We start from the raw sequence: 26050 nt of genomic DNA on the forward strand, positions 1-26050 counted from the left end.
AAGTGAGATAAGCATGAAAAAAATGCTGCAAACAGCGCTTGCGTTATCGGTTTCATTGGCATTAGGCCAAGTACACGCAGAGCAAGCAGATGAAACAAAATGGCAAGTTGATTCACCAAAAGGACAATTTGTAGATGCATCAATTAGTGTGCAACAAGGCACATGGATGAATGTAGATATAAGCCCTGACGGAGAAACCTTAGTATTTGACTTACTGGGCGATATTTACACTATGCCAATGAGTGGTGGTAAAGCCACTCAAATAACCTCAGATATCGCATGGCAAATGCAGCCGCGTTTTAGCCCCGATGGTAAACATATCGCATTTACCTCAGACCAAGGTGGCGGTGATAATATTTGGGTTATGGACGTTAATGGCGAGAACCAAACCGCAGTAACGGACGAAACGTTCCGTTTACTTAATAGTCCGGCGTGGAGCCCTGATGGCGATTATTTAGTTGCGCGTAAGCACTTTACCGCTAGTCGCTCTTTAGGCGCGGGTGAAGTATGGCTTTATCATAAAGCGGGTGGTAAAGGGGTTCAACTGACTAAGCGTGAAAACGATCAAAAAGATTTAGGTGAGCCGATGTTTTCACCTGATGGTCGTTATGTTTATTTTTCTCATGATGCAACCCCAGGTAAAACCTTTCATTATTCAAAAGACTCGGTTGCGGGTATTTATAAAATTAAGCGTTATGACCGCGAAACGGGTGAAATAGAAACGATTATTAGTGGTATGGGTGGGGCAATCAGACCGACCCCGTCACCTGATGGTAAAAAACTTGCTTATATAAAGCGCGATGACTTTCAAACTAGCTTGTATTTATACGACTTAACCAGTGGTGAGCATACCAAGCTATATGACAAGCTAGAGCGCGATATGCAAGAAACGTGGGCTATTCATGGGGTATACCCAACAATTGCGTGGACACCTAATAACGAAGAGCTAGTATTTTGGGCTGGTGGCACCATTCATAAACTCAATGTCGATGATAAATCTGTCAGCGATATTGCATTCAAAGTAGATACCACGAAAAAAATTCAAAAAGCAGTGCGTTTTACTCAAAATATCGATACTGAAGAGTTTGATGTAAAAATGCTGCGAAATGTACAAATTAGCCCAGATGGTGAAACAGCACTTTTTGAAGCACTGGGTCATATTTATAAACGCGATTTAGACTCAGGAAAAATCAAACGTTTAACCAAGCAAACCGATCATTATGAGTTATTTCCACAGTACTCTCGTGATGGTAAAAAAATTGTCTACACCACGTGGGACGATAATGAACAAGGGACAGTGCGCGTTGTTTCTGCACGCAGTGGTCGCGGCGATACGATTACCGACGAACCGGGTAAATATGTAGAGCCTACCTTTAGTCCAGATGGCAAAACAGTGGTATATCGTAAAGCCAGCGGCGGCAGCATTTTAAATCCTAAATGGTCACTGCATCCTGGGGTTTACAGTGTCAGTGCTAAAGGCGGTAAAAGTGAGTTAATTTCTAAAAGTGGCTACCAACCGCAGTTTGGCAGTGCCAATGATCGTGTTTATATTATGAGCCCATGGCCTAAACCGACGTTGAGTGTGGTTGAGCTTGAAAGTAAAAAAGTGCGCAAACTCTATGAATCAGAGCATGCCACTGAATTTAGGGTCTCACCTGATGGTGAGTACTTAGCATTTGCAGAGCGCTTTAAAGTGTTTGTAACACCGTTTGTTGAGCGCGGTAAAACCATTAATATTGGGCCTAAAGACAGCCAATTTCCAATTGAGCAATTATCTGTTCGTGCTGGTGAAAATATTAGCTGGAGTGCCAACAGCAATAAACTCTATTGGACACTTGGCCCTGAGCTATATCATGCTAGCTTAGAGGGAATGTTTGCTATTAATAAAGCCGATGACCAAGACGTTAAAGTCAAAAGCGGGACTAACATTGGTTTTAGTAAAAAAATGGCTGAACCAGAAGGCATGATTGCCTTAACTGGCGCAAAAATTATTACCATGGACGGCGAAAAAGTCATTGAAAATGGCGTTATTGTTACTGATGGTAAGCATATCAAAGCTATTGGCTCTGCTGCAGATATTAGCATTCCAAAAAATGCTAAGGTTGTTGATGTAACAGGCAAAACAATTATGCCTGGAATGGTTGATGCGCATGCGCATGGCTCACAAGCAAGTGATGAAATTATCCCACAACAAAACTGGAAAAATTTTGCAGGCCTTGCGCTCGGTGTTACTACCATCCACGATCCATCAAACGACACCACTGAAATATTCACTGCCAGTGAAATGCAAAAAGCCGGTATGATTGTCGGCCCGCGTATTTTCTCTACCGGTACTATTTTATATGGCGCGAATATGCCTGGTTATACTTCGCATATTGATTCATTAGATGACGCTAAATTTCATTTAGAGCGTTTGAAAAAAGTAGGGGCGTTTAGTGTTAAATCTTATAACCAACCTCGCAGAGAGCAGCGTCAGCAAGTGATTGAGGCTGGTCGTGAACTTGAAATGATGGTGGTACCAGAAGGGGGCTCATTATTACAACATAACTTGAGTATGGTTGTTGATGGGCATACAGGGATTGAGCATTCCATTCCGGTTGAACATATTTATGATGATATTAAACAGTTGTGGTCACAAAGTGATGTAGGTTATACACCTACTTTGGTGGTTGCTTATGGCGGTATTTGGGGTGAAAACTACTGGTACGATAAAACTGATGTGTGGAATCATCCTCGATTAAGTAAATTTGTGCCTAAAAACCAATTACTACCACGCTCAATGCGTCGTGTTAAAGCGCCTGATCATCACTATAACCACTTTAACAATGCGCGTGTGGCAGCTGAACTTCAAGATTTAGGCGTACTGGTTAATTTAGGTGCACATGGCCAACGCGAAGGTTTAGGTGCGCACTGGGAAATGTGGATGTTTGCTCAAGGTGGTATGACGCCACTTGAGGCTATTCGAGCATCAACGCTCGATCCTGCCAAATACCTAGGCTTAGATAAAAACGTAGGCTCATTAGAGGTTGGTAAGCTGGCAGATTTAATGGTTATTGATGGCGACCCACTGGAAAACATTCGTGATTCAGACAAAATTGATTACACCATGATCAACGGCCGCTTGTTCGACGCAGCAACCATGAACGAAGTTGGTAAAAAACAACGTGAACCATTATTTTTTGAATAATGCAGCTATTTTTTAGTTAATAAGCGGCTATTTAGCCGCTTTTTTTATGCTGTATTTGCCTTATTATTTTGTGGTTAACTAAGTTAAGTTATAAGACATAAAAAAACCGCTTAACGCGGTTTCTTTTAAACTGAGCACTCAGTAAATTACACTACACCGCGCGGTAGGCGACAGTCGTGATCTTTACGAGCAAGCTCTACTATCCAAAGCTCTTCTGCTGTGTAACCTTCTTCGTTCTCAGTGATTACGGTGAAAGGCGCTTTTTTCTGTGCTTTTACAGGAGCAGCTTTTTTAGTTTTTTTAGCAGGTGCTTTTACTGCAGCTTTTTTTGTAGACTTACCAGAGCTTAATTCTTCAGTTAGCTCTGCTACATCAGCTAGGCGCATATTCTTGCCGCCATCAATGCTGTACCAGCCAGGTTTAGTTGTTATTTCAGGTTTTTTACCGTTGGCAGCTTCATATGCAGCTTCAAAGGCAGATAACACTTCTGTTTTGTCTAGTTTGCTCATCAGAGACCCTATACGTTGTTTACACAGATAAAGAAGAGGTATTTATACCTATTTTAGAACTGTTTTTCAATTTTTTGCGATTTTCCTTTCATTTTTAACGCATAACCGCCAAAATTTGCACAAAATTCAGTGCAAAGTAAGGTGAGTTATATGCAACGTAGAGAATTTAATCAATTATTAAACAATCTGTTAAAACCAGACACTATTAAGGATTTTTGCCCAAATGGACTACAGGTGGAAGGTAAAGATGAAATACGTACTATAGTAACTGGTGTTACAGCAAGCCAAGCGCTTATTGATGCCGCTATTGAAAAAAATGCGGATGCTATTTTGGTACACCATGGCTATTTTTGGAAAGGTGAGTCGCAACCGATCACAGGCATGAAAAAACGTCGTGTGGCTGCGCTTTTAGCTAACGACATTAATTTATTTGCTTATCATTTACCATTAGATATTCACCCTGAAATTGGCAATAACGCTCAACTGGCGCAATTACTCGATATTGAAATTGAGGCGGGTTTAGAGCCAATTAACAACAGTGTCGCGATGAAAGGGCGGTTAAAAACGCCGATAACGGGGTGCGAATTTGCTAAAAAAATAGGCCAAGTACTCAATCGCGAGCCACTAACAAGTTTAGTGCGTAATGATAAAATTGAAACCATTGCGCTTTGCACTGGTGGTGGGCAAGGGTATATTGACTTAGCGGCTGAGCAGGGTTTAGATGCTTACTTAACCGGTGAGGCATCAGAGCAAACTATTCACAGTTCACGCGAACAAAATATCGACTTTTTTGCTGCAGGCCACCATGCCACCGAGCGATACGGTATTAAAGCGCTGGGAGAGCTTCTCGCAGAGCAATATGGTTTTGACGTAACATTTATTGATATAGATAACCCTGTGTAAACGCTTGCCGTAAAAGCAATGTCATTAATGTAACCTACTCATCATTTATCCTGAGTAGGTTATTTAAAATCTTCAAAATAACTAACTACTTTATCAAGCCACAGGAAGCTTCTATTCCATTGGTACATAACAGATCTTTCGCTGCAATTATCCCGTTTAAATTAAAATGTTATTTTCTCGCCGCCAGGCAATTCAACATAAAGGTATAAAATGGAAGGCATGTTAGCTTTAATACAGCAATATGGGTTGTTGGTTTATCTGTTACTTTTTGGTTATTGTGCTTTAAAAAGTGGGTGGTTACCCTTATTTGCAGGCTATGCTGCATATACCGGTGCACTTGATGTTGGCTATGTTGCTCTGGCAGCTTTTATGGGCGGATATTTGGGGGATGAATTACGATTTGCTCTCGCAAGAACATATGGCACTACATGGCTTGAAAAGCAAAACCGACTAGGTCGGTTATTTAAAACAGCCTCTGAGCTTGCAAATCGTTATGGCACTGCCTACATTTTTTTATATCGGTATCCAAAAGGGCTTCGTACTATTGGTGCTCTCCCGATTGGGCTCACCTCGATTAGTTGGCGCCGTTTTAGCCTATTAAATGCATGCTCTGCACTGGCTTGGGTCGTTATTTTAGTTGGTGGAGGCTTCACTTTTGGCGCTACCTTTGATTCTTTTGGGGTTGAGAACTTAACAGCCCTCAGTTTATTATTTCTTTGTGTATTCTTGCTCACACTGTATCGTCTTTGGAACCAAGCTGCAGAGGTTAAAACTCGTCAACAATAACAAATGTAGGCTTGTTTATAGCTGATCGTGTTTTTTATTTTTTAATATCCCCCTGTTAATAAACTAATTGCCGCAGTTTTTCAGGGGGATAATATATTTACTTAAATAAAGATTTAATAAATCAAAGAGCTTCAGGATTTATTGTACGACGTATTTTTATCCATGCATCACCTAAAACTTCATGGGCAAATTGAGTTACCACTAATAATGCTTTTGCATTGGGTATGAGTTGCTTGTACCACGAGTAAGCGGCAAAGTTGTGGTAGTCAGTTGCTGCAGGGATTGCTGCTACACCTTGTGCATTGAATAAATTTATTGCTCTGGGCATATGACTTACAGAGGTAACTAAAGCGGTATTATAGTCGACAAGTTTTGAGGCTAAAAATGCAGCTTCTTGCGCTGTGTCCATTGCGTTTGGATTTTGTACAATACGATTTTTATTAATACCCAAGCTAATTGCCGTTTTATACATAAGTGCACTGTTGGTGATTTTTTCATAACCCCCACCCGATACAATTAACTGAGCTTGCGGATATATATTTGCGAGCCTAATGCCTTCCACTAAACGTGTTAATGCACAATTTCCTAGCTGACTGTTAGCGCTGAGTGCCGGGTTAGGGTTTATATCACAGCCAAGCACCACAATTTTGTCTATTTTGGGGTGCTTAAGGAAATTAAAAGCCAATGAAGTAGGTTGATTATGTTTAATCAATAAGTTGGCAACCCAGGGCGTGCTGGCAAGTAATAAGATCGCGAGACTCAAAAAAGATAAGGTAATAACAAGCTTTCGTTGTTTGAGTGCAAAAATAAGTAGTATTAGACTAAGCAAGCCCAGTAATGGTAACGGCATAAGTAAGCCGCCCAGTATTTTTTTAAGTTCAAACATAATGAGTAACACGGTTGAATATATTTACCAGCATGTTACTCATAAGTTTTGGATTTATCGACCGTTATTTAATTTACAGGTGTTTAAAAAATGACGGTAAACAGGATTGTCTTTCATCTCTTTTTTCATCGCTAAATACATAGGACGGGTTAAACCAAGTGCGCCAAGTGGAATTGATTTAATTAGCCCTTGGCTCTCATATGGGGTAACCAGCCAATCGGGTAAGGCCGCAACCCCCATTCCAGCGCTGACTAACTGAAATATAAGTAGGCCCTGATCAACTGTTTTTAGTGTGCCGTCAAAACGTGCATTTTGAATGAAATGCTTAAATATATCTTGGCGCTCACGCGGGATAGGGTAAGAGATAATGGTTTCATTTTTTAAATCAAGCGCAGTTACATAGGCTTTTTTAGCTAAGTCATGATCCGGTGCCACAATAAGCTTAAGTTTAAAGTCAAACAGGTGGGCGTATTCTAGTTTGTCTGGGTCGCGAACATCCGATGTAAGCACTAAGTCCAATTCATCATCGAGTAAATCTGGAATAGCGTCATAGCTAAAACCACGCTCGTAATCAATCTTTATGTCAGGCCAAAAATTATTAAACTCTTTAATAGTAGGCAACAACCAATGAAAACAGGCATGACATTCTACGCTTAGACGCAACTGTGATATTGGCTGATTTAAACTTTCTTTTAATCGGCATTTAGTTGCTTCTAATTTAGGTAATATGTCGTGTGCCAATTCAAGTAACAACATACCTTGAGGTGTAAATCGGACGGGTTGAGTTTTTCGCTCGAACAACTGACAGTCTAATTTATTTTCTAAATCCTTGATTTGATGTGATAAAGCTGACTGAGTTAAAAATAGCTCGCGGGCTGTATTAACTAACGATCCCGTTTCTTTAAGGGTCGCTATAGTTTTTAGGTGTTTAATGTCAATCATCTTTAATAAATCTCATGGGTATGGTGAGTATTGCTTAGATTAACTACATACTACGCCTTTGCAAAAAACGTTTCAACGTCTGGATGGCTATAAAAATTAAATTTGGCGTGTTTTTTACGGTAAACATTAAATTTATTAACTTTGTATAGTCAAATGATGTTTTGTTTTTTGTTTATTGTTGAATTTAGCTCATGTTTAATGGAGGTGTTTGTAAGGCTTGATGATGAACGCCTTATTTTAATATTATCTAATGACTTATACCGAAACTTTACATCGCTGCACTGCATAATTAAGGTTTTAATGGTTAAACAGAAATTAAGAACAGATTAGGGTCGCTTGGTTATACGGTGATTAAGCTGTGCATGTTTAGCGATTATTCACATTTTGAAAAGTGCCGATGAGGTTATTATTAAGACTTCATTAGCTGCTGTTACAAGCCTGATTAAATGCATTGTATAGAGTATAAAAGCGGGTAAGCACAGCCGTCAGTTTAAACCTGAGTATTTGGTTGTAAATTTTACCTGTGCTTAGCTTATTAAAGAGGGGTGTGTATTAGTAAGATAGCCTCTGTTGCTGTAACAGGTTTTGATTTTAAAAAGCCTTGCCCATAATCACATTGGGTTTTTTGTAAAATTGTAAGTTGCTCAGCGGTTTCTATTCCTTCTGCAATAACAATAAGCTCTAACGAAATAGCCAAGGTTAAAATAGCATCTATTAACGGGTTTGCAGTGGTTTTTAAATTATCAATAAAACTTTTATCAATTTTAAGTACATGAATAGGCAGTTGGTGCAAGTAGCCTAAGGCAGAGTAGCCAGTGCCAAAATCGTCTAAGCAAAGTAATACTTTTAATGGCGATAACCCTTGTATAATTTGTGTCGCTAATTCTAAATTTTCAATTAAGCCCGACTCTGTTATTTCCAGGCACAATGAACCTAAAGGCAGTTGGTGTTTTTTATAAATAGCATGAAGCTGTTCTACAAACTCTAAGCTGGCAAAATGCCGAGACGATACATTAACCGTGACACGTAAAAAGCGATGACCTTGCTGTTGCCATAAAGCAATATGTTGCGCTGCGAGGTCAAGTAAATGCAAATCTAAATTAATAATTTGCCCAGTCTTCTCTGCAATCGGAATAAAGTCGTTAGGTGATACAAACCCTTTTTTTGGGTGATGCCAACGTACGAGAGCTTCAAATCCTATAACCTCGCCACTGTTAATAGTAAAGATAGGCTGAAAATACAGTTCAAATTCATTATGCTCAATACCGTGTTGTAAATCGTTTTCAAGATCTGCATGCATTTTTAGCTTATTGCGCATCACATTATTAAAAAATTTAACTTGGCCACGCCCTGATGATTTTGCTTCATACATAGCGGCATCTGATTGTTGTAATAATACAAATGCTTCGTCGTCTACATTGTCACTAAATGCTACGCCAATGCTGGTAGAGGGCTGAAGTAAATGGCCATCAATATTAACGGGTTCCGACAGTGCGGTTTTAATACGAGTCAGGGCATCGTTTACTTGGTCACGATGACTTAGATTTTCCATAAAAATAGCAAATTCATCGCCACCTAAGCGAGAAAAGGTATCTGTATTGCGCACGGTTTGAGTAATAAGCTTACATATAGCAATTAAAAAATGATCGCCTACTTCGTGACCTAACGAATCATTAATACTTTTAAAGCGGTCAAAATCAAGATAGAGCAGGGCATGAAAAGTCCCTTTTTTAGCGCGATTTAGGCGTAAAATCGCATGCTTCATTCTTTCTATGAGTAGAGAACGATTTGCCAAGCCAGTTAGTTCATCGTGCAGCGCTTTGTGCTCAAGTTCTTGGCGGGCTAAATGCCTATCTATAACCATGCTTATTTGTCGACTTACATAGGTTAGCAACGAGCTATCATGCTCATTGTAGTAATGTTGTTCGTCATAACTTTGTACGACAATAACGCCACTCATACGCTCATTAACTTTAAAAGGCACACCTAACCATGAATCCGCTTGTTCACCTACTAACTTAAAATGTCCTTGTGTAATATGTTCAAGGTATTGCTGTTTATTAAGTAGTAATGGTCGTTCATTAATCAGCAAATAATAAGAGGCCGTTTCTTTTAGTTGATCTTTGGATATTATTTTATGGGTATTTGTTTGTACACCGCCTTCAACGGTATAAACAAAGTCGAGTGCGTCTTCTTTTTTGTCGTATAGCGCAATAAAAAAGTTACTCGCTGTCAATAAGCTGTCAATGATTACGTGTAAGGATTGAAAAAAGGTGTCTAAATTTTGTGCTTTGTAGGTTAAGTTAGCTATTTGCAGTAGGCTACTTTCTAATTTTTGTGCATTGTTGAGCTGCATTACAGTATCTTGCAAGCTATTAACCGTATTGACCTGATTTATTTTTGCACTGAGTAAGTGAGCGACTGTGGTTAATATTTCTAAATGTGAACTAGTAAAGTAATTTTTTATTGGGTGCTCACAATCGATAACTCCTAAAACACGATCTTTATATATTAAGGGTACGCATATTTCTGATTGAGCTGGACGCTCATCAGCTATGTAACGGCTGTCTTTATTTACATCGCCAATTATTAATGCTTGCCCTGTGGATGCCGCATAGCCTGTTATGCCTTCGCTAAAGCGAATAATTTTGCGCTCAGATTGGTAGCTAATATGTCCGTTTTTAATACCCATAGAAGCCACTTGATTTAGCAAAGACTGGTTGTCATCTGCTAAGTAAATAACGCAATCGACAAATCCAAGCCGATTAACGACCTGCGTCGTGACATAACTAAAAAGCGCTTCTAACGTATTCAGTTGCAATAAGCTTGATGAAAACTGATTGATTATACTCAATTGGTCTGTTTTAGTTTCGAGCGCTTTAGAGGTATCGATATTGTTCGACATAGGCAGCTATGGAAGGCCTTATAATTATTATTAAAGGTACATACGTTAACCTAATATTAACTTTTCTACAAAATAAAACGTTAAATGATAATTATAAAGTGTAAAGCTTACTTTATATTTAGTATCTAAGGATTATTTTTAATAAGCCCTTTACTCGAAAACACCATATGCCTATGATCAGTTAACTTAAGCATTAGGACTTTACGATGACGAGCAAAATAACAACTTTAACGATTACTAGACCCGATGATTGGCATGTGCATTTACGCGATGGGGATCAGTTAAAAGATACGGTGCGTGATATTAGCCGATATATGGGCCGCGCGATTATTATGCCAAATTTAGTTCCGCCAGCTACGTGTACAGAAACTGCATTGTCGTACCGAGAGCGAATTATGGCTGCTAAACCTCAAGGCCAGTTTGAACCTTTAATGGTGCTTTACCTTACTGATAAAACGACGTCGGATGAAATAAAAAAGGCAAAAGCGACAGGTAAAATTTTTGCAGCTAAACTCTACCCAGCAGGTGCAACAACTAACTCAGATTCTGGCGTAACTTCAGTAAAAAATATTTACCCGGTATTAAAAGCAATGCAAGAAGTTGGCATGCTGTTACTCGTCCATGGTGAGGTTACTGATTCATCTATTGACATATTCGATCGTGAAAAAGTGTTTTTAGACACTATTTTAGGCGACGTTGTTGCAGACTTTCCTGAGCTGAAAATTGTTCTTGAACACATAACCACTAAAGATGCAGTAGAGTTTGTTGAAAATGCCTCGGATAATGTAGCAGCTACAATTACTGCGCATCATTTATTATACAACCGTAATCACATGTTAGCTGGGGGCATTCGCCCACATTATTACTGCCTACCTATACTAAAGCGTAACATTCATCAACAAGCGCTAATGGCTGCAGCTACAAGTGGTAGTAAAAAATTCTTTTTAGGCACGGATTCAGCCCCACATTATAAAGATAAAAAAGAAGCGGCATGTGGTTGTGCTGGTGCTTATACCGCACATGCTGCTATTGAACTTTATGCTGAAGCTTTTGAAGAAGCGGGAGCGCTTGATAAGTTAGAGGGCTTTGCAAGTCACTTCGGCCCAGATTTTTATGGCCTTGAGCGTAATACAGACACTATTACTTTAGAAAAAGCGCCTTGGACAGTGCCGTCTAGCTATTCGCTAGGCGACTCAGAAGTTGTACCAATTAAAGCCGATAGCGTTATTGACTGGCAAGTTAAATAGTTAAAATTTAAACTAAAACCACCTTAAAATTAAGGTGGTTTTTTTATTTTAAGTTACCAAAAAAGCGGTTCGGGTGAGCCATATTTTAAAAATTCATAATCTGCTTATAAAAAACACAAGTTTTATGTTGTTTATCCTTTTAAAAATTAGAAACTTATAAAAAAATTAATAAATCGATGAATCTTCAAAAATAAATCCCAATTAATAGAGCTAAAAAAATATTAATGTGTTAACCTTAATTGGCTTTGAGTTTTTGCGTATTGAATTACGGTATTGTGCTGCGTTTAAGGTTACCGGTTTGGTTATTACTTCTTCCTGTACTATCACCTCCAGTTTTTTGGGCATTGACTCAGGGAGGATATTGCCATAATAATATGGCTGAATTTTAATTATTGACTTACAGGAAAATTTAGTATGTCGGTTACTGGTAAAGTAAAATTTTTCAACGAAGCTAAAGGCTTTGGTTTCATTGAACAAGAAAATGGTCCTGATGTGTTTGTACATTTCAGCGCAATCACTGGTTCTGGTTTTCGCACTCTTAGCGAAGGTCAAGCAGTGACTTTCAGCATCAAGCAAGGTCAAAAAGGCCCAGAAGCTGAGAACGTAGAAGTAGCATAATTTATTATGTGAACCTAAGTTCATCGTGGTGAAGCACTAACCTGTTTCACCATAATTCATATATCTCTAAAACTTTTCTATCCCTTTGTAATTTCCCTCATATATTAATACTATCACCTAGTTTTAAACTTCTACTCATTTGTTTGATTACAAACTCTTATGTTTTAAGTATTTTATTGGCCAATAATTGCACATTAGTTATTTAACCTTATGGCTAATCTAACAGCCTCATACGGATTTAGTTATTGCTGAGGAAATACATATTTAAGGTTGAGATTCGTACTTGGGAAAATACAAAAAAAGGCCTGAGTGTTTATGCTACAAGGGAGAAAAAACACAGGTGTTAATAAAAATGATTTTTTGTAATCGGTTTCCCCTCCTTTGTATTGCTTTTTATTAAATTTGCACGTCATTATTCTTATGCGATGAATAACCCAATAATTACGATTAGCTGTATTTTTGGGCAAAAAAGTCTTAAAAAACCTTCAAAATGAATATTCGGGACAGAAAATTAGCTTATTTTTAATTTTTTTTCAGCAACTATAAAGTTAATTTTAAATGTTATATTTTTGTTTACATTAACAGGGGGGGTTATCGTTATTCTTACTATATCAGGGCTTGCAGAAATTATGATTATCACGTTAGTTATAATAATGTTAATTTTTTTAGTCGGACCCAGTAAATATCTTACAAACAAGCTGATTTATTTATAGGTTATGCTAAACATGAAGTTGACATGACTTAATGCATTTAGCATTATTGGTAAGTTGATATCTATTAAAAGATATCAGGGTTGTCTTCCCCTTAGCGGGTTGATAATTAAATTATAAAAGTAACATTACTTAATTGGTTGGGAACTATGTCTGTTAAAATCAGAAAGAGTCTTGTAGCAACTGCGTTGGTTGGCGCTTTTGCATTTGCAAGCAGCAATGTGATTGCAGATCCTTTGAATGACGTGCAAAAAGCAGGTCAAACAATTCAAAAGGCTGCGGTTAAGTCTCAAACTAAAATTGACAATGTATATGGTCAAACTCAGGAACTAATCGCTGAGTACCGTAGCATCGTTGATGAGACTGAACTTATGAAAGTGTACAACGATCACGTAGCACGTTTGGTCGCAGACCAAAACGCGTCTATCGCATCGTTCGATCGTCAAATCGCGACTATCGACAACACTAAACAAAACGTTGTGCCTTTGATGTATCGCATGATCGATACGCTTGAGCAATTCATCAAAGCGGACGTTCCATTTAATCTAGAAAACCGTCTTGGACGTGTTGAAAGATTACGTGAGATCATGGCATCTGCATCTGTAACAACGTCTGAGAAGTTCCGTCAGGTTCTTGAAGCGTACACTGTTGAAACAGCCTACAGCTCAGCTGTAACTGCTTCTCAAGGTACTTTAGATGTTGATGGTCGTAGCATTAACGTTGATATCGGTCGTTTAGGTCGTATTACTTACGTAGCGCAATCATTCGATCTAAAACACGCTTGGGTGTGGGATAACAACACTAAACAGTGGAAAGAATTAGGTGAAGAATACCTAAAACCTGTTAAAGAAGTGATCCGTATGGCACGTAAGCAAGCGACACTAGAACTTGTTAAACTACCAATTTTTGGCGCGGAGTAATCAATAATGAAGAAACTATTTAAAGGTTTTGCTGTTGCAGCAGTACTGTCTGTTTCTGCCGGTACCGCGCTTAATGCACATGCAAATACTGATGCTTTAGATAAAATTCTTGAGCAAGTAAAGCAAGAGCGTATTTCTGAAGGAAAAATCAATAAGCAACGTGAACAAGAGTTCTTGTCAGATCGTGCTGATAAGCAAGCGTTACTTAACAAAGCGAAAAGCCAACTAGCTGCTGAAAAAGCACGTGGTGATCGTCTTAGCAAAGAATATGCACAAAACGAAAATACTTTAGCGGAAAAAGAGCAAGCTCTTCAAAACGCACAAGGTACGTTAGGTGAAATGTTTGGTGTTGTTCGTCGTGCAGCAGCTGACGCAATTGGTTCAATTGAAGCATCTTTAGTAAGTGCTGAAAAACCAGGTCGTGCAGAAGTACTTCGTTCATTAGCAGCCGCTAAAGAACTTCCAACAGTTCGTGAATTAGAAGAACTTTGGATTTCACTTCAAACAGAAATGACTGAGTCAGCTAAAGTTTCAACGTTTGAAACTGAAGTTGCAGGTCTTGACGGTAACCCGTCAATGAAAAAAGTAACACGTATCGGTAACTTCAACTTAGTTACAGACGACGGCTACTTAATCTACTCACCAGAGACTAAATCTATCCAGCCTCTAGGTAAGCAGCCTGACAGCTATATCCTTAAAGGTATTTCTGATCTAGAAGGTACTTCAGCTGATAATTACGCTGGCGTATACGTGGATCCTACACGTGGTGCAATTTTACGTATCAACACTCAGAAAAAGTCTCTTATGGAGTACTACGAGCAAGGTGCTGAAGTTGGTTACATCATCACAGTACTACTTGCTGTAGGTCTTTTAATCTTCTTAGTACGTTTCGTTGACTTAGCGCTTACTACTTCTAAGATCAAAGGTCAGCTTAAGAACTTGTCTACACCGAATACAAATAACCCACTGGGTCGTATTCTTAAAGTGTACTCTGACAATAAAAACCAAGATGTTGAAAACCTTGAGCTTAAACTTGATGAAGCGATTCTTCGTGAAACGCCACGCATCGAAGCGGGTATCAATATCATCAAGATCCTTGCTGCTATCGCACCATTACTAGGTCTACTAGGTACGGTAATCGGTATGATCCTAACGTTCCAAACAATCACATTGTTCGGTACGGGCGATCCGAAGATCATGGCTGGTAACATCTCTCTAGCACTTGTAACTACAGCGCTAGGTCTAATTGCAGCACTACCACTTATCCTACTTCACTCTATTGTTGCAGGTCGTAGTAAGTCGGTATTACACATCCTTGATGAGCAAAGCGCAGGTATCATCGCGACTCACGCGGAGAAGGAGAAAGCCTAATGCTAGTCCTGATGGAGATATGGGAATCTATCAGGGATTTTGTTGGCACAGGCGGCCAGGTTTTATACGTGGTCGCGATAGCACTCTTTCTTATGTGGGTTTTAATGATTGAGCGCTATTGGTTCCTACTTGCTGAGTTTCCTCGTTTAACGAAGGAAATTGTAGCCAAGTGGGATGCCCGCCAAGACACTACGTCTTGGTACGCACACAGAATCCGTGAAGCATGGATTTCTGAAGCGTCTGAAAAATTAGATCAGCGTATGTTGTTGATTAAAACATTAGTAGCTGTATGTCCTTTAATAGGCTTACTTGGTACTGTTACGGGTATGATCGCGGTTTTTGAAACCATGGCAACCCAAGGTACAGGTAATGCACGTTTAATGGCATCAGGCATATCAATGGCAACAATCCCAACAATGGCTGGAATGGTTGCGGCACTATCTGGGGTATTCTTTAGCTCACGCCTTGAGGCAAGAGCGAGAATGGTGAAAGCCAAACTTGTAGATAGTATGCCTCATCACTAGAGAGAGAATTAAATATGGCACGTAAACAACGTTTTCGTGAAGAAGAAGAAGCAGCGGTAGATATGACGCCAATGCTTGACATCGTATTTATCATGCTTATTTTCTTTATCGTAACTACATCGTTCGTTAAAGAGGCTGGTATCGAGGTCAATAAACCAAAAGCTGCCCAAGCTACGAAGCAAAAAAATGCTAACATTTTTATTGCTATTCGCAGCGACGGTGCAATCTGGATTGATAAACAGCAAGTTGATGTTGAACGTGTTTCAGCAAAAATTGAAAGTTTATTAGCAGAACAACCTACTGATGTTGTAATTTTGCAAGCTGATAAAGAAGCAAAACACGGCACAGTGGTTAAAGTGATGGACCAGATTAAAGCGACAGGTGATAACCTGAGAATTTCAATAGCTGGAGATCAGTAATGATTCGTTTTCTGTTTTCACTGATTGCAGGTGGGGCAGTTACTTTCGGCTTGTTCTACTTCATGGCATACCTCATCTCTGGTGGGGCTGACCGTAATACGGAACAAAAAGAGCAGATCATAGTCGAAATTATGACGAATCCGCCTGAATCTAAGGTGCAGGAGAGGAAGCGTGTACCGCCTCCGCCTCCGCCACCGCCAAAGCAGCCGCCTAAACCGCAGCCGCCACAGCCGGAAAACAGCAACCCAAATACGAGCTTGTCGTTTAATATGCCAAGCATCGATGTGGGAAGCACGGCCGGTGGACTGAGTGGTCCAGGTGCATTTGGACGAGATGGTGATGCGACACCGATCGTTCGTATTGAACCAAAATATCCAACACAAGCAGCACGTGATGGTAAAGAAGGTTGGGTTCAACTTTCATTCACAATTGATGAGTTAGGTGGCGTGATTGACGTTGATGTAATTGACGCAGATCCAAAACGTATCTTTGACCGTGAAGCTAAACGTGCATTGCGCAAGTGGAAATACCGTCCTAAGATCATTGACGGGAAACCACAAAAGCAAGTTGGTTTACAAGTTCAACTAGACTTTAAACTTAACCAAGGCAACTAAGGAGGCGAGTAATGAGAAATTTTTCTAAAGTAACTGCACTTGCAATTCTTATGTCTGTGTCAGGTGTAGCATTGACTGCACCTGTTTTAGCAGCGCCAGATTACGCGAAAATTGAAGAGCGTAAGAAAGCAAAGACTAAAATCATGGGCGAACGTACTGGTAAGAAAGTAATTAAAGCGTTTGATTTGTATAATGAAGATGATGTTGATGGTGCGATTGCTTTATTGAAAGAGTTAGATCCGTCTAATGATTTTGACAAAGCGACTGTTAATCGTTACTTAGGCAGCATGTATGCTCAAAAAGAGCAGTACAAGGTTGCTATTAAGTATATGAAAGCAGCGATTGCACCAGATGTATTAAACTTTGCTGATCAGGCTCAGGGTTTAAAAACCTTAGGCGATATGTATGCGGGTACTGAACAATACAGTGCTGCCAAGCAAGCATATTCTGATTGGATGGACTTCACAGGCGAAGAAGACCCAAAAGTTTACACTCGTATTGCGCAAGCAAGTTATGAGCTTAAACAGTTTAATGAGGTTCTTGAGCCGGCAAACAAAGCAATTAAGTTAGCTGAAGAGCCTAATAAAGCTCCTTATCAACTTAAATTAGCTGCCTATTTTGAGCAAAAGCAATATCAAAATATGGTTAAAGTTGCTGAAGAAATCGTTCGCGTATGGCCTGAAGACAAAAAGTCTTGGGTAGGCTTAGGTAAGTATTATTTACAAACCGAAGACTACCAGAAAGGGCTAGCAACTATGGAAGTTGCTTACAAGAACGGTTACTTTGAAAACGAAGTTGAATACAAAGTTTTAGCTAACTTTTATTCTTTAAACGAAATTCCTTATAAAGCAGCTGTAACGCTTGAAAAGGCCGTTAAAGAAGAAAAAGTTAAACGCACTAAGCAAAATATGAGTGCAATTGCTAGTAACTACCATCGTTCGAAAGATATAGAGAAAGCTGCTAAGTACTACGAAGAAGCTGCTAAATTTGATAATGACGCTGAGCTTTACCGCAAAGCAGGTTCATTACTTCTACAATCTGAAAAATTCAGTGCTGCTGTTGTTCGTTTGAACAAAGCATTAGAGCTTGGCTCTGACAAAAAAGGTACTATTTATTCAGATTTAGCTGAAGCGTTTTACTACCAAGGCAAGTATAAGCAAGCATATGCTGCTATTACTAAAGCTATGGACGACCCAAGCACACGTAGGTTTGCAAAAGGTTGGGCTACATACATTAAAGATAAAGCCGCTCGCAACGGTGTTAAAATTTAATATTTAATGTACTCTAGTATTTTTAAAAAGCCCCATAGGGGCTTTTTTTATTGGAATTAACATGAACAAAACGCCTATTATTTCATTGCTCTTTTGTTTGCTTTTAGCATCCTGCTCTAAGCCAGCTGACTTATTTTCATCTTATGAAGAGGCACAAACCGCGTTAATATCACTTAATACGGCTTTAAGTGCACAAAAAAACTCACATGTTACAGGACTCAGTAATGAGCAACTGCCTTTTACTGATGCATATTTAGCGCGTCGTCACGCTATTTACCAGCAGCTAATGCAAATGAAGTTAACTGTTGCGCAAACTAATCAGGTAAATTATTTGGTGATTGCTGAGCGGTTTCCAGAGCGATATTTTGCATGGCCTGCACACACTGATGTGTTATCAAACATGCTTTCGATAGTTAAAAATGATGCTCAGTATAAAAGCATTGAGTACTGGCTGATATTTGTTCAAACACAGCTTAAAGCCGCTGAGCAAAGTAACTTAAAGCTTAATAAAATAGAGCACAGTTATTTAAAATATTATGTGCAGCAAGCAATTAATAGTACTAACACACCTATTGAGCTTAATGAGTCTCTGAGTGTATTAAATAATTACTTAACGCAGTATAAGCCAAGAGGCAGTATTGGATTGTCTGGTCTTGCTAATGGCAGCCAATGGTATCAGAGCAAACTAAATTATTTTGCAAATGATGTGCTTTCACCGCTTGAGTGGCTAAGCCTTATAGATAGTAAGTTTAAAACAATGCAAAGCTCAACCGAGCAAATAACGGTGGGTATCTCTGATGTATCGCAGCTTAGCGAAACATTTTTAAAAGAGACGCAACTATTAGGTTTAGACTGGTCAACGGGTTATATGCTTTTACCTCAACGTGCTAACAATAAGCAATTAACGGCTGCGGATAAGCGACTCTATTTAACGATGATGGAAACTGATCTTGGGGTGCATTATCATGCGTGGACATTATCGCAAGCGCGTTTAAATTTACTAAAACGTTTAAATATTAGTGAAGAAGATGCGAGCATATTAGTTGAGGATATTATTTTTTATCCAGGGCAATCATTTAGTTTTGCACCGCAATTACTCAATTAAACTAAAGTGCGCTGTTACTTAGCGCACTTATCACACCGCTGTGCAGCAGGGTCTCTTTCTAAGCGCTGCTCTGATATTTTCTCTTCACAGTCACAGCAGTAGCCATATTGACCAATATCCATTTGGCTAATTGCTGCTTCAAGCTTGTTCATTCGTTCAATTAACGGATTATACTCATTACCTAATTGTTGAGCTGCTAAATCGAGCCACTCTTCATTGGATGTATGGGTTAGGATGCAGAACAGATTTTGATGTGTAGGGTGAGTTGATTGTGACAACAAACCTAATATCGTTGCTTTAACACTTTCTATTTCATCGTTTAGTCGTTGCTGATGATGCATTAGCAGTATAACCCTTAAGTTAATTTGTAGTGATACTGCTATTATCTATTTAGATTTACTTAGGTGTTATGATTTGCATCAAATTGTGGCGCTTTCGCATATTTCTTTAATACTTCGGCTACTTCATCCTTGGCTTTTAAACGACGAATTTCATCAAATAATAGTCCTGCTTGTGGATATTGGCGTTTTAAATAACCAAGCCACTGCTTTGTCCGAGATGCAAAGTATTTAGTATCTTTACTGGCTGTTTGGTGCATAGATGAATGAATAATATGGTGTAAAATATTTTCCCATGTCAGTTCGCTGTAGCTTTCGTTATTAACTTGCGCTTTAATTTTTCTAGCCAAATCTGGATGTGAAAGGGCGCCACGACCAATCATCAAATCACGACAACCACTGCGTGTTTGGCATAAAAGTGCATCTTCCACTTGCCAAATTTCTCCATTGGCAACCACAGCAATTTGTTTATCTTTGACTAAAGGAGGGATTTTTTCCCAATAGGCGGGTGGATTGTAACCATCGCGTTTAGTTCGTGCATGTATAGCAATACTGGTAGCGCCGGCGCTAACAACGGCATCGACGATTTCTTGGCTATTACTATCATCATCAAAACCTAAACGTATTTTAGCACTGACGTCATGTTTACTATCAACAGCATCCCTTACTGTTTTTATAATCGAGTACATATGTTCTGGATCTTTGAGTAATACAGCACCGCCTTTATTTTTATTGACGGTTTTTGCTGGGCAACCAAAGTTTAAATCAACGCCATGAGAGCCTAAGCCAATTGCTTTTACCGCATTTTCAGCTAAAACGTCGGCTACTTGGCCTAATAACTGAATACGTACTGGAGTACCACTACGAGTGAGCCCCGCATTTTTGAGTTCAGGGCAATAACGATGGAATACTTTATCTGGTAAACAAGTATCTACAACACGGATAAATTCTGTCACACAGAGATCGAAGCCGCCTATGTCGGTGAGTAGTTGGCGCATTTTAAAGTCAACAACACCTTCCATGGGTGCTAAAATAAGTTTCATAGTGTGATTAATGTATTACTAAAAAAGAGCGTCAGTTTACCTGTAAATGATAAATTGATAAAACGCTTATTAGGGTTCATAGTTAGTTAAATAACTTATTTGCAAAAAAAACAGATAATTTGAAAGTTTTTAGTTTTATGCAGGTCTACTTGTATAATGATGTTCAACAAGTTTAAAAGGTAATTAAAAATGAATACAATAAAGAAAAACTCAATTGCATTAACATTAGGCGCAGTGGTTGTTGGCAGTGCAAGTATGGCGAGTACTGATGTACAAGCTAACCCATTTGAGTTTCAACAAATGGTAGCTGGTTATCAGTTAGACGCTGGTGAAGGCAAATGCGGCGAAGGCAAATGTGGCGGTGACGCTAAAGCTAAAAAAGAAGGCAAGTGCGGCGAAGGCAAATGTGGCGGCGACGCTAAGGCTAAAAAAGAAGGTAAGTGCGGCGAAGGCAAATGTGGCGGCGACGCAAAGGCTAAAAAAGAAGGCAAATGCGGCGAAGGCAAATGTGGCGGCGATGCTAAGAAAGAAAGTAAAGCTGGCGAAGGTAAATGCGGTGCACAAGGCAAAGCTCAAAAAGAAGGTAAGTGCGGTGAGGGTAAATGCGGCGCACAAGGTAAAGCCAAAAAAGTAGGCAAAGCCGAAGAAGGTAAATGTGGCGGTGACGCTAAAGCAAAAAAAGAAGGTAAGTGTGGCGAAGGTAAATGTGGTGGTAACCACTAAATTTTTCTTTTTTTGATACAAGTGAGAGGGCCATTAGGCCCTTTTTATTTAATATGAGGTTTTATTATGGCTCACATTCAAACGCCTAACTTTGGCATGGTCGGTTTAGGTTTGCGAAGAGAAATGCTAGATGAGCTTGAAAATGCAATACCAAAACAAATTGAGTTTATGGAAGTAGCTCCAGAGAACTGGTTAAAGCTAGGCGGGCGCTTTGAAAAGCAATTTAAACAATTAACTAATAATAATCACTTTGTTTGCCACGGTTTATCACTTTCTATTGGCTCACCGGAGCCGCTCGATATTGAATTTATAAAGTCGTTAAAAAACTTCTTTGATAACCACGATATTAAAGTTTATAGCGAACACTTGAGCTATTGCTCAGGTAAAGGCCATATGTATGACTTAATGCCGATCCCTTTTACTGAAGAAGCGATTAAACATGTCGTTTCTCGGGTTAAACAGGTACAAGATATATTAGAGCGACCACTTGTGCTCGAAAATGTGTCTTATTATGGTGCCCCTGGGCAGCAACTATCGGAGCTTGAATTTACCAATGCTATTTTAGAAGACGCTAATTGCCAGCTGTTGTTAGACGTTAATAATATTTATGTGAACTCGATTAATCATGGCTATGATGCACAAGCGTTTTTAAGTGGGCTACCAACTAATAAAATTGCCTATTGCCATGTTGCAGGTCACTACAATGAAGCTGATGACCTAATTATCGATACTCACGGCGCAGATGTTATAGATCCTGTTTGGCAATTGCTCGATAGCGCATATCAAGCACATGGTGTTTTTCCTACGCTGCTAGAGCGAGATTTTAATATTCCACCTATTAACGTGTTAATTAAAGAGCTGGATATAATCCATCAATTACAAGCAAAGCACCTTAAGTTGTTATCAACAGCACAAAGCGCTTAGCCGTTAGTATTTAACAAATACTTGCTATTTCAGGGTTTCAAAAGAGTCGTTATCATGAGTTTTATTGATGTACAAAATGAATTTATGGCCCATATTCGAGAGCCTAATATGCAGCCGTGTCCAACCGATATTGAAGACAGGCGAATGGCCATTTATCGGGATCTGTTTTTTAATAATATTAATGGCTTTGTTTCATCGGCATTTCCAGTTTTAAAAACACTCTATAGTGAGCAACAGTGGCTATTGCTGGTTCGTCAATTTTTTAGTGAACATGATTGCCAGTCTCCTTACTTTTTAGATATTGCTGAAGAATTTATTACCTATTTAGTGACAAGCTATGTACCTAAAGAGTCTGATCCGGTATTTATGCTGGCGCTAGCTCATTATGAATGGATTGAACTTGATGTGTCTGTAATGAAGGCTGACCCCCTTGAGTCCACTTTAAGCGCTAATAAGCTTACCCATTCTCCTTTGTATTTATCTAAAACAGCGCGTAACTTAAGCTACGACTATCCAGTTCAAAATATTAGTGAAGAATTTCAACCTCAACAACCTTCAGAGCAGCCGTATTTCTTTGTTGTTTATCGCGATGAGGATGATGAAGTGCAATTTTTGGCAACCAATGCCATGACCGCCATGCTACTGTCTATTATTGAAAATGAAGTGGGGAGTACGTTTGAGCAGGTTTGCCAACAGGTTAGTGAAAATGCACCACAATTTAATCTAGAGCAAATAACACAAGGGGCACTGAGTACCTTAACAGCTATGGCACAGCGGCAAATTATAGTGACAAAAAATCAAGGCTAAGCTCTTTATTGATTATTTCACATCGTCTATTATAGCGCCTTTATTTGTTGTGCTTAATAAAAGGTTGTACCCATGTCAGAAGATAAAGACTTTAAAGACCCGTTCAATGCGGCTTACTTTTTTGTATTCTTAGCCGTATTTGCTGGAATAGGGTGTTTAAATGCCATTTTAGGTTGGATCACCAGCTTAACCTAATCAGGGTTTTATTTTTAAGGCTGTTGCTTGTCATCAGCCTTACATTTTTTATCACTTCTCTCTCCCCATATTTATAGTTATCGCAAACTCGCAATTTAAGACCACTTAAGGTTATAATCACCTGCTTTGTAATATAAATCATTGAGCAGTTAAAATTATGACTCAAGTAACACCAGCAATTATCAAAAACAGCATTACTACAATTGCTGATTATCCTAAAGCGGGCATTATGTTTCGCGATGTAACAACCTTAATGGCAAACCCTGAAGCGTTTAAAGCAACCATAGATGCATTTATTGACGCTTATAAAGATCAAGGTTTTACTAAAATTATTGGCACTGAATCACGTGGCTTTATTTTTGGTGCACCGTTATCTTATGCCTTGGGTATCCCTTTTATCCCTGTTCGTAAACCCGGTAAATTACCGCGCGAAGTTATTCGCCAAGATTACCAACTCGAGTATGGCGAAGATACACTAGAGCTTCATACTGATGCGATTGTAGCCGGTGATAAAGTATTGCTAGTTGACGACTTGTTGGCGACCGGTGGTACAATTGAAGCAACAGCCAAGTTGGTTGCAAAATTAGGCGGAAACGCCACAGATGCTGCCTTTGTTGTATCACTTCCAGAGCTTGGTGGTGAGCAACGCATTGAAAAAATGGGCATCAATATTTTAAAATTGGTTGAATTCGAAGGCGAATAATCGATGAGTTATCAGGTTCTAGCGAGAAAATGGCGTCCTCAAACCTTTCATGAATTGGTTGGGCAGTCTCATGTAAAACAGGCGTTGGTAAATGCCCTGACTCAAAATAGACTGCATCACGCTTATTTATTCACTGGAACCCGTGGTGTTGGTAAAACCACCATTGCCCGTATTTTTGCCAAAAGCTTAAATTGTGATGAAGGTATATCTGCCACACCATGTGGTCAATGTAGTAGCTGTGTTGACATAGAAGCAGGGCGCTACATTGATTTACTCGAAATAGATGCGGCTTCACGCACTAAGGTTGAGGATACGCGCGAGATCCTTGATAACGTTCAATATGCGCCAACGCGTGGACGTTACAAAGTATATCTAATCGATGAAGTACACATGTTGTCAAAGCATAGCTTTAATGCGTTATTAAAAACGCTTGAAGAGCCGCCTGAGCATGTGAAGTTTTTGCTCGCAACCACCGATCCTCAAAAATTACCAGTGACTATTTTATCTCGCTGTTTACAGTTTAATCTGAATGCATTGTCGCAAGCTGAGATTAAGCAACAGCTTGAGCATGTGCTTACCCATGAGCAGCTTAATTTTGATAATGATGCGCTAAGTATTATTGCCAAAGCGGCCGATGGTAGTATGCGAGATGCATTAAGTCTGACCGATCAGGCTATTGCTCAAACAAATGGTGATATTAAAAATCAAGCGGTACAAGACATGCTTGGTTTAATGGACACGCATTACAGTCAGAGCTTACTTGCGGCACTATTAGCGCAAGATGGCACAGCCCTGATGAATGAAGTGGCTCAAGTCGCTAGCCGAAATCCAAATTATATTGCGCTGCTTGACGACTTAATTGCGCTAACGCATGTGATTCAATTGAGTCAATTAGTCCCTGAAGCGGCGGCGCTTGATAGCAATAACGCTGATTACATTGAGCATGTTGCAGCGCATACCCATGCTCAACAAATTCAAGTGTATTACCAGCTATTACTTAACGGCAAAAAAGATTTACAATGGGCACCTGAGCCTCGTTTAGGCTTCGAAATGATTATGCTCAGATTGCTAGCATTTGAACCTGCGCAGCTCCAAACCATTCAACCTGAACCTAGCTCACAAGCTGCGCCAGAGCAAAATAGCGCAGGGCGTGCTAATGCACTGCGTGATATTTTAAATAAAAATAAGCCAGCGCAGAGTAATACACCTCAAACTCAGCCATTAGCAACTAATACGCAGCCAAAAAAAGCCGCTGAGCCTGAGGTTTTACAGCCTGATAATAGCCAAACACAGAATGAGCAAAGTTCGGTACAAAGTCAGCCTCAAATTGTCGATACCCCTGTAATAAGTGATGAACAAGCGCAGCGTCAAAGTGAAGATGATGCCTATATGCAGCACAGTGATGTAGAACAAACTATTGCCGCACAATACGATGATGTAATGAGTAGCGCGGTTGATCAAGGGTTTAACCCTGAGTTAGCAAATGTCGCTAGTAACGCAGATCACTCTGCGTCATCAATGGGTGAGCAAGAAGCGCGAGCACAGTCAGCAATAGCGCGTATTTTACGCGATAGAAACATTTCGGGTGCCGGTAAGCTTTCAAGTGCCGCTATTGAGAAGCCAACTGAAGAAAAACCATCACCGATAAAACCTGAATTTAGCCGACCTGCCAGAAATGAAGCACAAACTGTATCGCAGCAGCCACCCCCATGGGATAGTGAGGTGAGCGATGACCTACAAAAAAAGCCTCAGCTCCCAGCACAGGGGAGCCAAGCTCAGGTAGTAAACAAACCAGCGAGCAACGTTGACTTTAAAGCCAAGCATCAAACGATTACTGAAAATTTAGCACCCGAGCTATTAGAGCAAATTAACCCGCAAAAACCAGCACCTGTTGTTGAACAAGAGCCTAGTATTCCGGTACCTGATGATTTTCAAAGCCCAATTAGTGAAATTAGATTTGCCCATCAACAAGATGAATGGGCCTATTTAATAAAGCGTATGGGACTTGGCGGACGCATGCGCCAGTTTGCATTGCATTCAATTTTTACCAAACAAGACAATCATTTTCATATTGAAGTGGATGAATCGCAAAAGCATTTAGATACGCCAATGTTACGTCAAAAGTTAAATGTGGCGTTATCTACTATTTATGGACACAACGTTGAGCTTAATATTGATTTTGCTAGCGGGGTGATTGACTCACCTTATTTGATTCAACAAAAAATTGATGCCGGTCGTCACCAGCAAGCGATTGATGTGATCACCAGCGATGAAAATATAGTACAATTCCAACAGCTATTTAGCGCTGAAATTGACGAAAACAGTATTCAGGCATTGTAATTAACGACCAGTGCCCTTATTTATACTCCAGTTAATGTATTAAAAGAAAGAGAGACGATT

Annotated in this window: 24 protein-coding genes; 18 read left to right on the forward strand and 6 right to left on the reverse strand. The window is 39.5% G+C overall.

The window, feature by feature from the left end; all coding sequences use genetic code 11:
* Window positions 1–13: 13 nt before the first annotated feature.
* Window positions 14–3187: an amidohydrolase family protein gene (locus BW139_RS02260; RefSeq protein WP_076918517.1), complete on the forward strand. Its 3174-nt coding sequence runs from the start codon at window positions 14–16 to the stop codon at window positions 3185–3187.
* Between the two features lie 146 nt (window positions 3188–3333).
* On the opposite strand, the gene BW139_RS02265 is transcribed toward BW139_RS02260, so the two are convergent.
* Window positions 3334–3696 (reverse strand): hypothetical protein, encoded by a 363-nt coding sequence (locus BW139_RS02265; RefSeq protein ID WP_008466207.1) that lies wholly within the window; start codon window positions 3694–3696, stop codon window positions 3334–3336.
* Between the two features lie 150 nt (window positions 3697–3846).
* On the opposite strand from BW139_RS02265, the gene BW139_RS02270 reads away from it, so the two are divergent.
* The gene (locus BW139_RS02270) at window positions 3847–4599 is read left to right on the forward strand and encodes a Nif3-like dinuclear metal center hexameric protein (protein ID WP_076918518.1); all 753 of its coding nucleotides are present in this window, start codon (window positions 3847–3849) and stop codon (window positions 4597–4599) included.
* A gap of 210 nt (window positions 4600–4809) precedes the next feature.
* On the forward strand, window positions 4810–5385 hold the full coding sequence (locus tag BW139_RS02275; RefSeq protein ID WP_076918519.1) for a DedA family protein: 576 nt from the start codon (window positions 4810–4812) through the stop codon (window positions 5383–5385).
* Between the two features lie 121 nt (window positions 5386–5506).
* On the opposite strand, the gene BW139_RS02280 is transcribed toward BW139_RS02275, so the two are convergent.
* The 3 genes from BW139_RS02280 to BW139_RS02290 form a co-directional block, all read right to left on the reverse strand.
* Window positions 5507–6271: a YdcF family protein gene (locus BW139_RS02280; protein WP_076918520.1), complete on the reverse strand. Its 765-nt coding sequence runs from the start codon at window positions 6269–6271 to the stop codon at window positions 5507–5509.
* 54 nt (window positions 6272–6325) lie between these two features.
* A complete protein-coding gene (locus tag BW139_RS02285) occupies window positions 6326–7213 on the reverse strand; it encodes a LysR family transcriptional regulator (protein ID WP_008466215.1) in 888 nt (295 codons plus the stop codon).
* A 535-nt stretch (window positions 7214–7748) separates the two neighbouring features.
* The gene (locus tag BW139_RS02290) at window positions 7749–10118 is read right to left on the reverse strand and encodes a GGDEF domain-containing protein (protein WP_076918521.1); all 2370 of its coding nucleotides are present in this window, start codon (window positions 10116–10118) and stop codon (window positions 7749–7751) included.
* Window positions 10119–10324: 206 nt separating this feature from the next.
* Between BW139_RS02290 and pyrC the strand changes: the two genes are divergently transcribed.
* From pyrC to BW139_RS02335, 9 genes are all read left to right on the forward strand, one after another.
* The gene (pyrC, locus tag BW139_RS02295; protein WP_076918522.1) at window positions 10325–11365 is read left to right on the forward strand and encodes a dihydroorotase; all 1041 of its coding nucleotides are present in this window, start codon (window positions 10325–10327) and stop codon (window positions 11363–11365) included.
* 414 nt (window positions 11366–11779) lie between these two features.
* Window positions 11780–11983, forward strand: coding sequence for a cold-shock protein (locus BW139_RS02300; protein ID WP_004588138.1), 204 nt, complete (start codon window positions 11780–11782; stop codon window positions 11981–11983).
* Window positions 11984–12842: 859 nt separating this feature from the next.
* Window positions 12843–13613 (forward strand): DUF3450 domain-containing protein, encoded by a 771-nt coding sequence (locus BW139_RS02305; protein ID WP_010388561.1) that lies wholly within the window; start codon window positions 12843–12845, stop codon window positions 13611–13613.
* Window positions 13614–13619: 6 nt separating this feature from the next.
* Window positions 13620–14984, forward strand: coding sequence for a MotA/TolQ/ExbB proton channel family protein (locus BW139_RS02310; protein WP_008109347.1), 1365 nt, complete (start codon window positions 13620–13622; stop codon window positions 14982–14984).
* Window positions 14984–15508, forward strand: coding sequence for a MotA/TolQ/ExbB proton channel family protein (locus tag BW139_RS02315; protein ID WP_010388565.1), 525 nt, complete (start codon window positions 14984–14986; stop codon window positions 15506–15508). The genes BW139_RS02310 and BW139_RS02315 overlap by 1 nt, the downstream gene beginning before the upstream one ends.
* 14 nt (window positions 15509–15522) lie before the next feature.
* Entirely contained in the window at window positions 15523–15927 is a 405-nt protein-coding gene (locus BW139_RS02320) for a biopolymer transporter ExbD (RefSeq protein WP_006792384.1), read from the forward strand.
* Window positions 15927–16541 (forward strand): energy transducer TonB, encoded by a 615-nt coding sequence (locus BW139_RS02325; protein WP_076918523.1) that lies wholly within the window; start codon window positions 15927–15929, stop codon window positions 16539–16541. The genes BW139_RS02320 and BW139_RS02325 overlap by 1 nt, the downstream gene beginning before the upstream one ends.
* Before the next feature lie 11 nt (window positions 16542–16552).
* Window positions 16553–17812 carry a tetratricopeptide repeat protein gene (locus BW139_RS02330; RefSeq protein ID WP_076918524.1) on the forward strand — a complete coding sequence of 420 codons (1260 nt, stop codon included), beginning with the start codon at window positions 16553–16555 and terminating at the stop codon, window positions 17810–17812.
* A gap of 61 nt (window positions 17813–17873) precedes the next feature.
* Entirely contained in the window at window positions 17874–18917 is a 1044-nt protein-coding gene (locus tag BW139_RS02335) for a hypothetical protein (RefSeq protein ID WP_076918525.1), read from the forward strand.
* A 14-nt stretch (window positions 18918–18931) separates the two neighbouring features.
* Here BW139_RS02335 and BW139_RS02340 read toward each other — a convergent pair whose 3' ends face one another.
* Both BW139_RS02340 and BW139_RS02345 read right to left on the reverse strand, forming a co-directional pair.
* On the reverse strand, window positions 18932–19258 hold the full coding sequence (locus BW139_RS02340; protein WP_076918526.1) for a TraR/DksA C4-type zinc finger protein: 327 nt from the start codon (window positions 19256–19258) through the stop codon (window positions 18932–18934).
* Between the two features lie 59 nt (window positions 19259–19317).
* Window positions 19318–20298 carry a tRNA-dihydrouridine synthase gene (locus tag BW139_RS02345; RefSeq protein ID WP_076918527.1) on the reverse strand — a complete coding sequence of 327 codons (981 nt, stop codon included), beginning with the start codon at window positions 20296–20298 and terminating at the stop codon, window positions 19318–19320.
* Window positions 20299–20487: 189 nt separating this feature from the next.
* On the opposite strand from BW139_RS02345, the gene BW139_RS02350 reads away from it, so the two are divergent.
* The 6 genes from BW139_RS02350 (at window position 20488) to dnaX (ending at window position 25990) form a co-directional block, all read left to right on the forward strand.
* Entirely contained in the window at window positions 20488–21021 is a 534-nt protein-coding gene (locus tag BW139_RS02350; protein ID WP_076918528.1) for a hypothetical protein, read from the forward strand.
* A 66-nt stretch (window positions 21022–21087) separates the two neighbouring features.
* On the forward strand, window positions 21088–21945 hold the full coding sequence (locus tag BW139_RS02355; RefSeq protein WP_008109323.1) for a DUF692 domain-containing protein: 858 nt from the start codon (window positions 21088–21090) through the stop codon (window positions 21943–21945).
* Window positions 21946–21999: 54 nt separating this feature from the next.
* On the forward strand, window positions 22000–22752 hold the full coding sequence (locus BW139_RS02360; protein ID WP_076918529.1) for a DUF2063 domain-containing protein: 753 nt from the start codon (window positions 22000–22002) through the stop codon (window positions 22750–22752).
* Window positions 22753–22824: 72 nt separating this feature from the next.
* The gene (locus tag BW139_RS18645) at window positions 22825–22947 is read left to right on the forward strand and encodes a hypothetical protein (RefSeq protein WP_303047066.1); all 123 of its coding nucleotides are present in this window, start codon (window positions 22825–22827) and stop codon (window positions 22945–22947) included.
* Window positions 22948–23104: 157 nt separating this feature from the next.
* Window positions 23105–23650, forward strand: coding sequence for an adenine phosphoribosyltransferase (gene apt, locus BW139_RS02365; protein WP_008109316.1), 546 nt, complete (start codon window positions 23105–23107; stop codon window positions 23648–23650).
* A 3-nt stretch (window positions 23651–23653) separates the two neighbouring features.
* Window positions 23654–25990: a DNA polymerase III subunit gamma/tau gene (gene dnaX / locus BW139_RS02370; protein WP_076918530.1), complete on the forward strand. Its 2337-nt coding sequence runs from the start codon at window positions 23654–23656 to the stop codon at window positions 25988–25990.
* Window positions 25991–26050: the final 60 nt, after the last annotated feature.

This window comes from Pseudoalteromonas sp. SK18, from assembly GCF_001974855.1.
GTDB lineage: Bacteria > Pseudomonadota > Gammaproteobacteria > Enterobacterales > Alteromonadaceae > Pseudoalteromonas.

Bases quoted from the DNA above. Each gene is read 5' to 3' on its own strand.
- BW139_RS02260 (WP_076918517.1), top strand. From the start codon at position 14: ATGAAAAAAATGCTGCAAACAGCGCTTGCGTTATCGGTTTCATTGGCA.
- BW139_RS02265 (WP_008466207.1), bottom strand. From the start codon at position 3,696: ATGAGCAAACTAGACAAAACAGAAGTGTTATCTGCCTTTGAAGCTGCA.
- BW139_RS02270 (WP_076918518.1), top strand. From the start codon at position 3,847: ATGCAACGTAGAGAATTTAATCAATTATTAAACAATCTGTTAAAACCA.
- BW139_RS02275 (WP_076918519.1), top strand. From the start codon at position 4,810: ATGGAAGGCATGTTAGCTTTAATACAGCAATATGGGTTGTTGGTTTAT.
- BW139_RS02280 (WP_076918520.1), bottom strand. From the start codon at position 6,271: ATGTTTGAACTTAAAAAAATACTGGGCGGCTTACTTATGCCGTTACCA.
- BW139_RS02285 (WP_008466215.1), bottom strand. From the start codon at position 7,213: ATGATTGACATTAAACACCTAAAAACTATAGCGACCCTTAAAGAAACG.
- BW139_RS02290 (WP_076918521.1), bottom strand. From the start codon at position 10,118: ATGTCGAACAATATCGATACCTCTAAAGCGCTCGAAACTAAAACAGAC.
- pyrC (WP_076918522.1), top strand. From the start codon at position 10,325: ATGACGAGCAAAATAACAACTTTAACGATTACTAGACCCGATGATTGG.
- BW139_RS02300 (WP_004588138.1), top strand. From the start codon at position 11,780: ATGTCGGTTACTGGTAAAGTAAAATTTTTCAACGAAGCTAAAGGCTTT.
- BW139_RS02305 (WP_010388561.1), top strand. From the start codon at position 12,843: ATGTCTGTTAAAATCAGAAAGAGTCTTGTAGCAACTGCGTTGGTTGGC.
- BW139_RS02310 (WP_008109347.1), top strand. From the start codon at position 13,620: ATGAAGAAACTATTTAAAGGTTTTGCTGTTGCAGCAGTACTGTCTGTT.
- BW139_RS02315 (WP_010388565.1), top strand. From the start codon at position 14,984: ATGCTAGTCCTGATGGAGATATGGGAATCTATCAGGGATTTTGTTGGC.
- BW139_RS02320 (WP_006792384.1), top strand. From the start codon at position 15,523: ATGGCACGTAAACAACGTTTTCGTGAAGAAGAAGAAGCAGCGGTAGAT.
- BW139_RS02325 (WP_076918523.1), top strand. From the start codon at position 15,927: ATGATTCGTTTTCTGTTTTCACTGATTGCAGGTGGGGCAGTTACTTTC.
- BW139_RS02330 (WP_076918524.1), top strand. From the start codon at position 16,553: ATGAGAAATTTTTCTAAAGTAACTGCACTTGCAATTCTTATGTCTGTG.
- BW139_RS02335 (WP_076918525.1), top strand. From the start codon at position 17,874: ATGAACAAAACGCCTATTATTTCATTGCTCTTTTGTTTGCTTTTAGCA.
- BW139_RS02340 (WP_076918526.1), bottom strand. From the start codon at position 19,258: ATGCATCATCAGCAACGACTAAACGATGAAATAGAAAGTGTTAAAGCA.
- BW139_RS02345 (WP_076918527.1), bottom strand. From the start codon at position 20,298: ATGAAACTTATTTTAGCACCCATGGAAGGTGTTGTTGACTTTAAAATG.
- BW139_RS02350 (WP_076918528.1), top strand. From the start codon at position 20,488: ATGAATACAATAAAGAAAAACTCAATTGCATTAACATTAGGCGCAGTG.
- BW139_RS02355 (WP_008109323.1), top strand. From the start codon at position 21,088: ATGGCTCACATTCAAACGCCTAACTTTGGCATGGTCGGTTTAGGTTTG.
- BW139_RS02360 (WP_076918529.1), top strand. From the start codon at position 22,000: ATGAGTTTTATTGATGTACAAAATGAATTTATGGCCCATATTCGAGAG.
- BW139_RS18645 (WP_303047066.1), top strand. From the start codon at position 22,825: ATGTCAGAAGATAAAGACTTTAAAGACCCGTTCAATGCGGCTTACTTT.
- apt (WP_008109316.1), top strand. From the start codon at position 23,105: ATGACTCAAGTAACACCAGCAATTATCAAAAACAGCATTACTACAATT.
- dnaX (WP_076918530.1), top strand. From the start codon at position 23,654: ATGAGTTATCAGGTTCTAGCGAGAAAATGGCGTCCTCAAACCTTTCAT.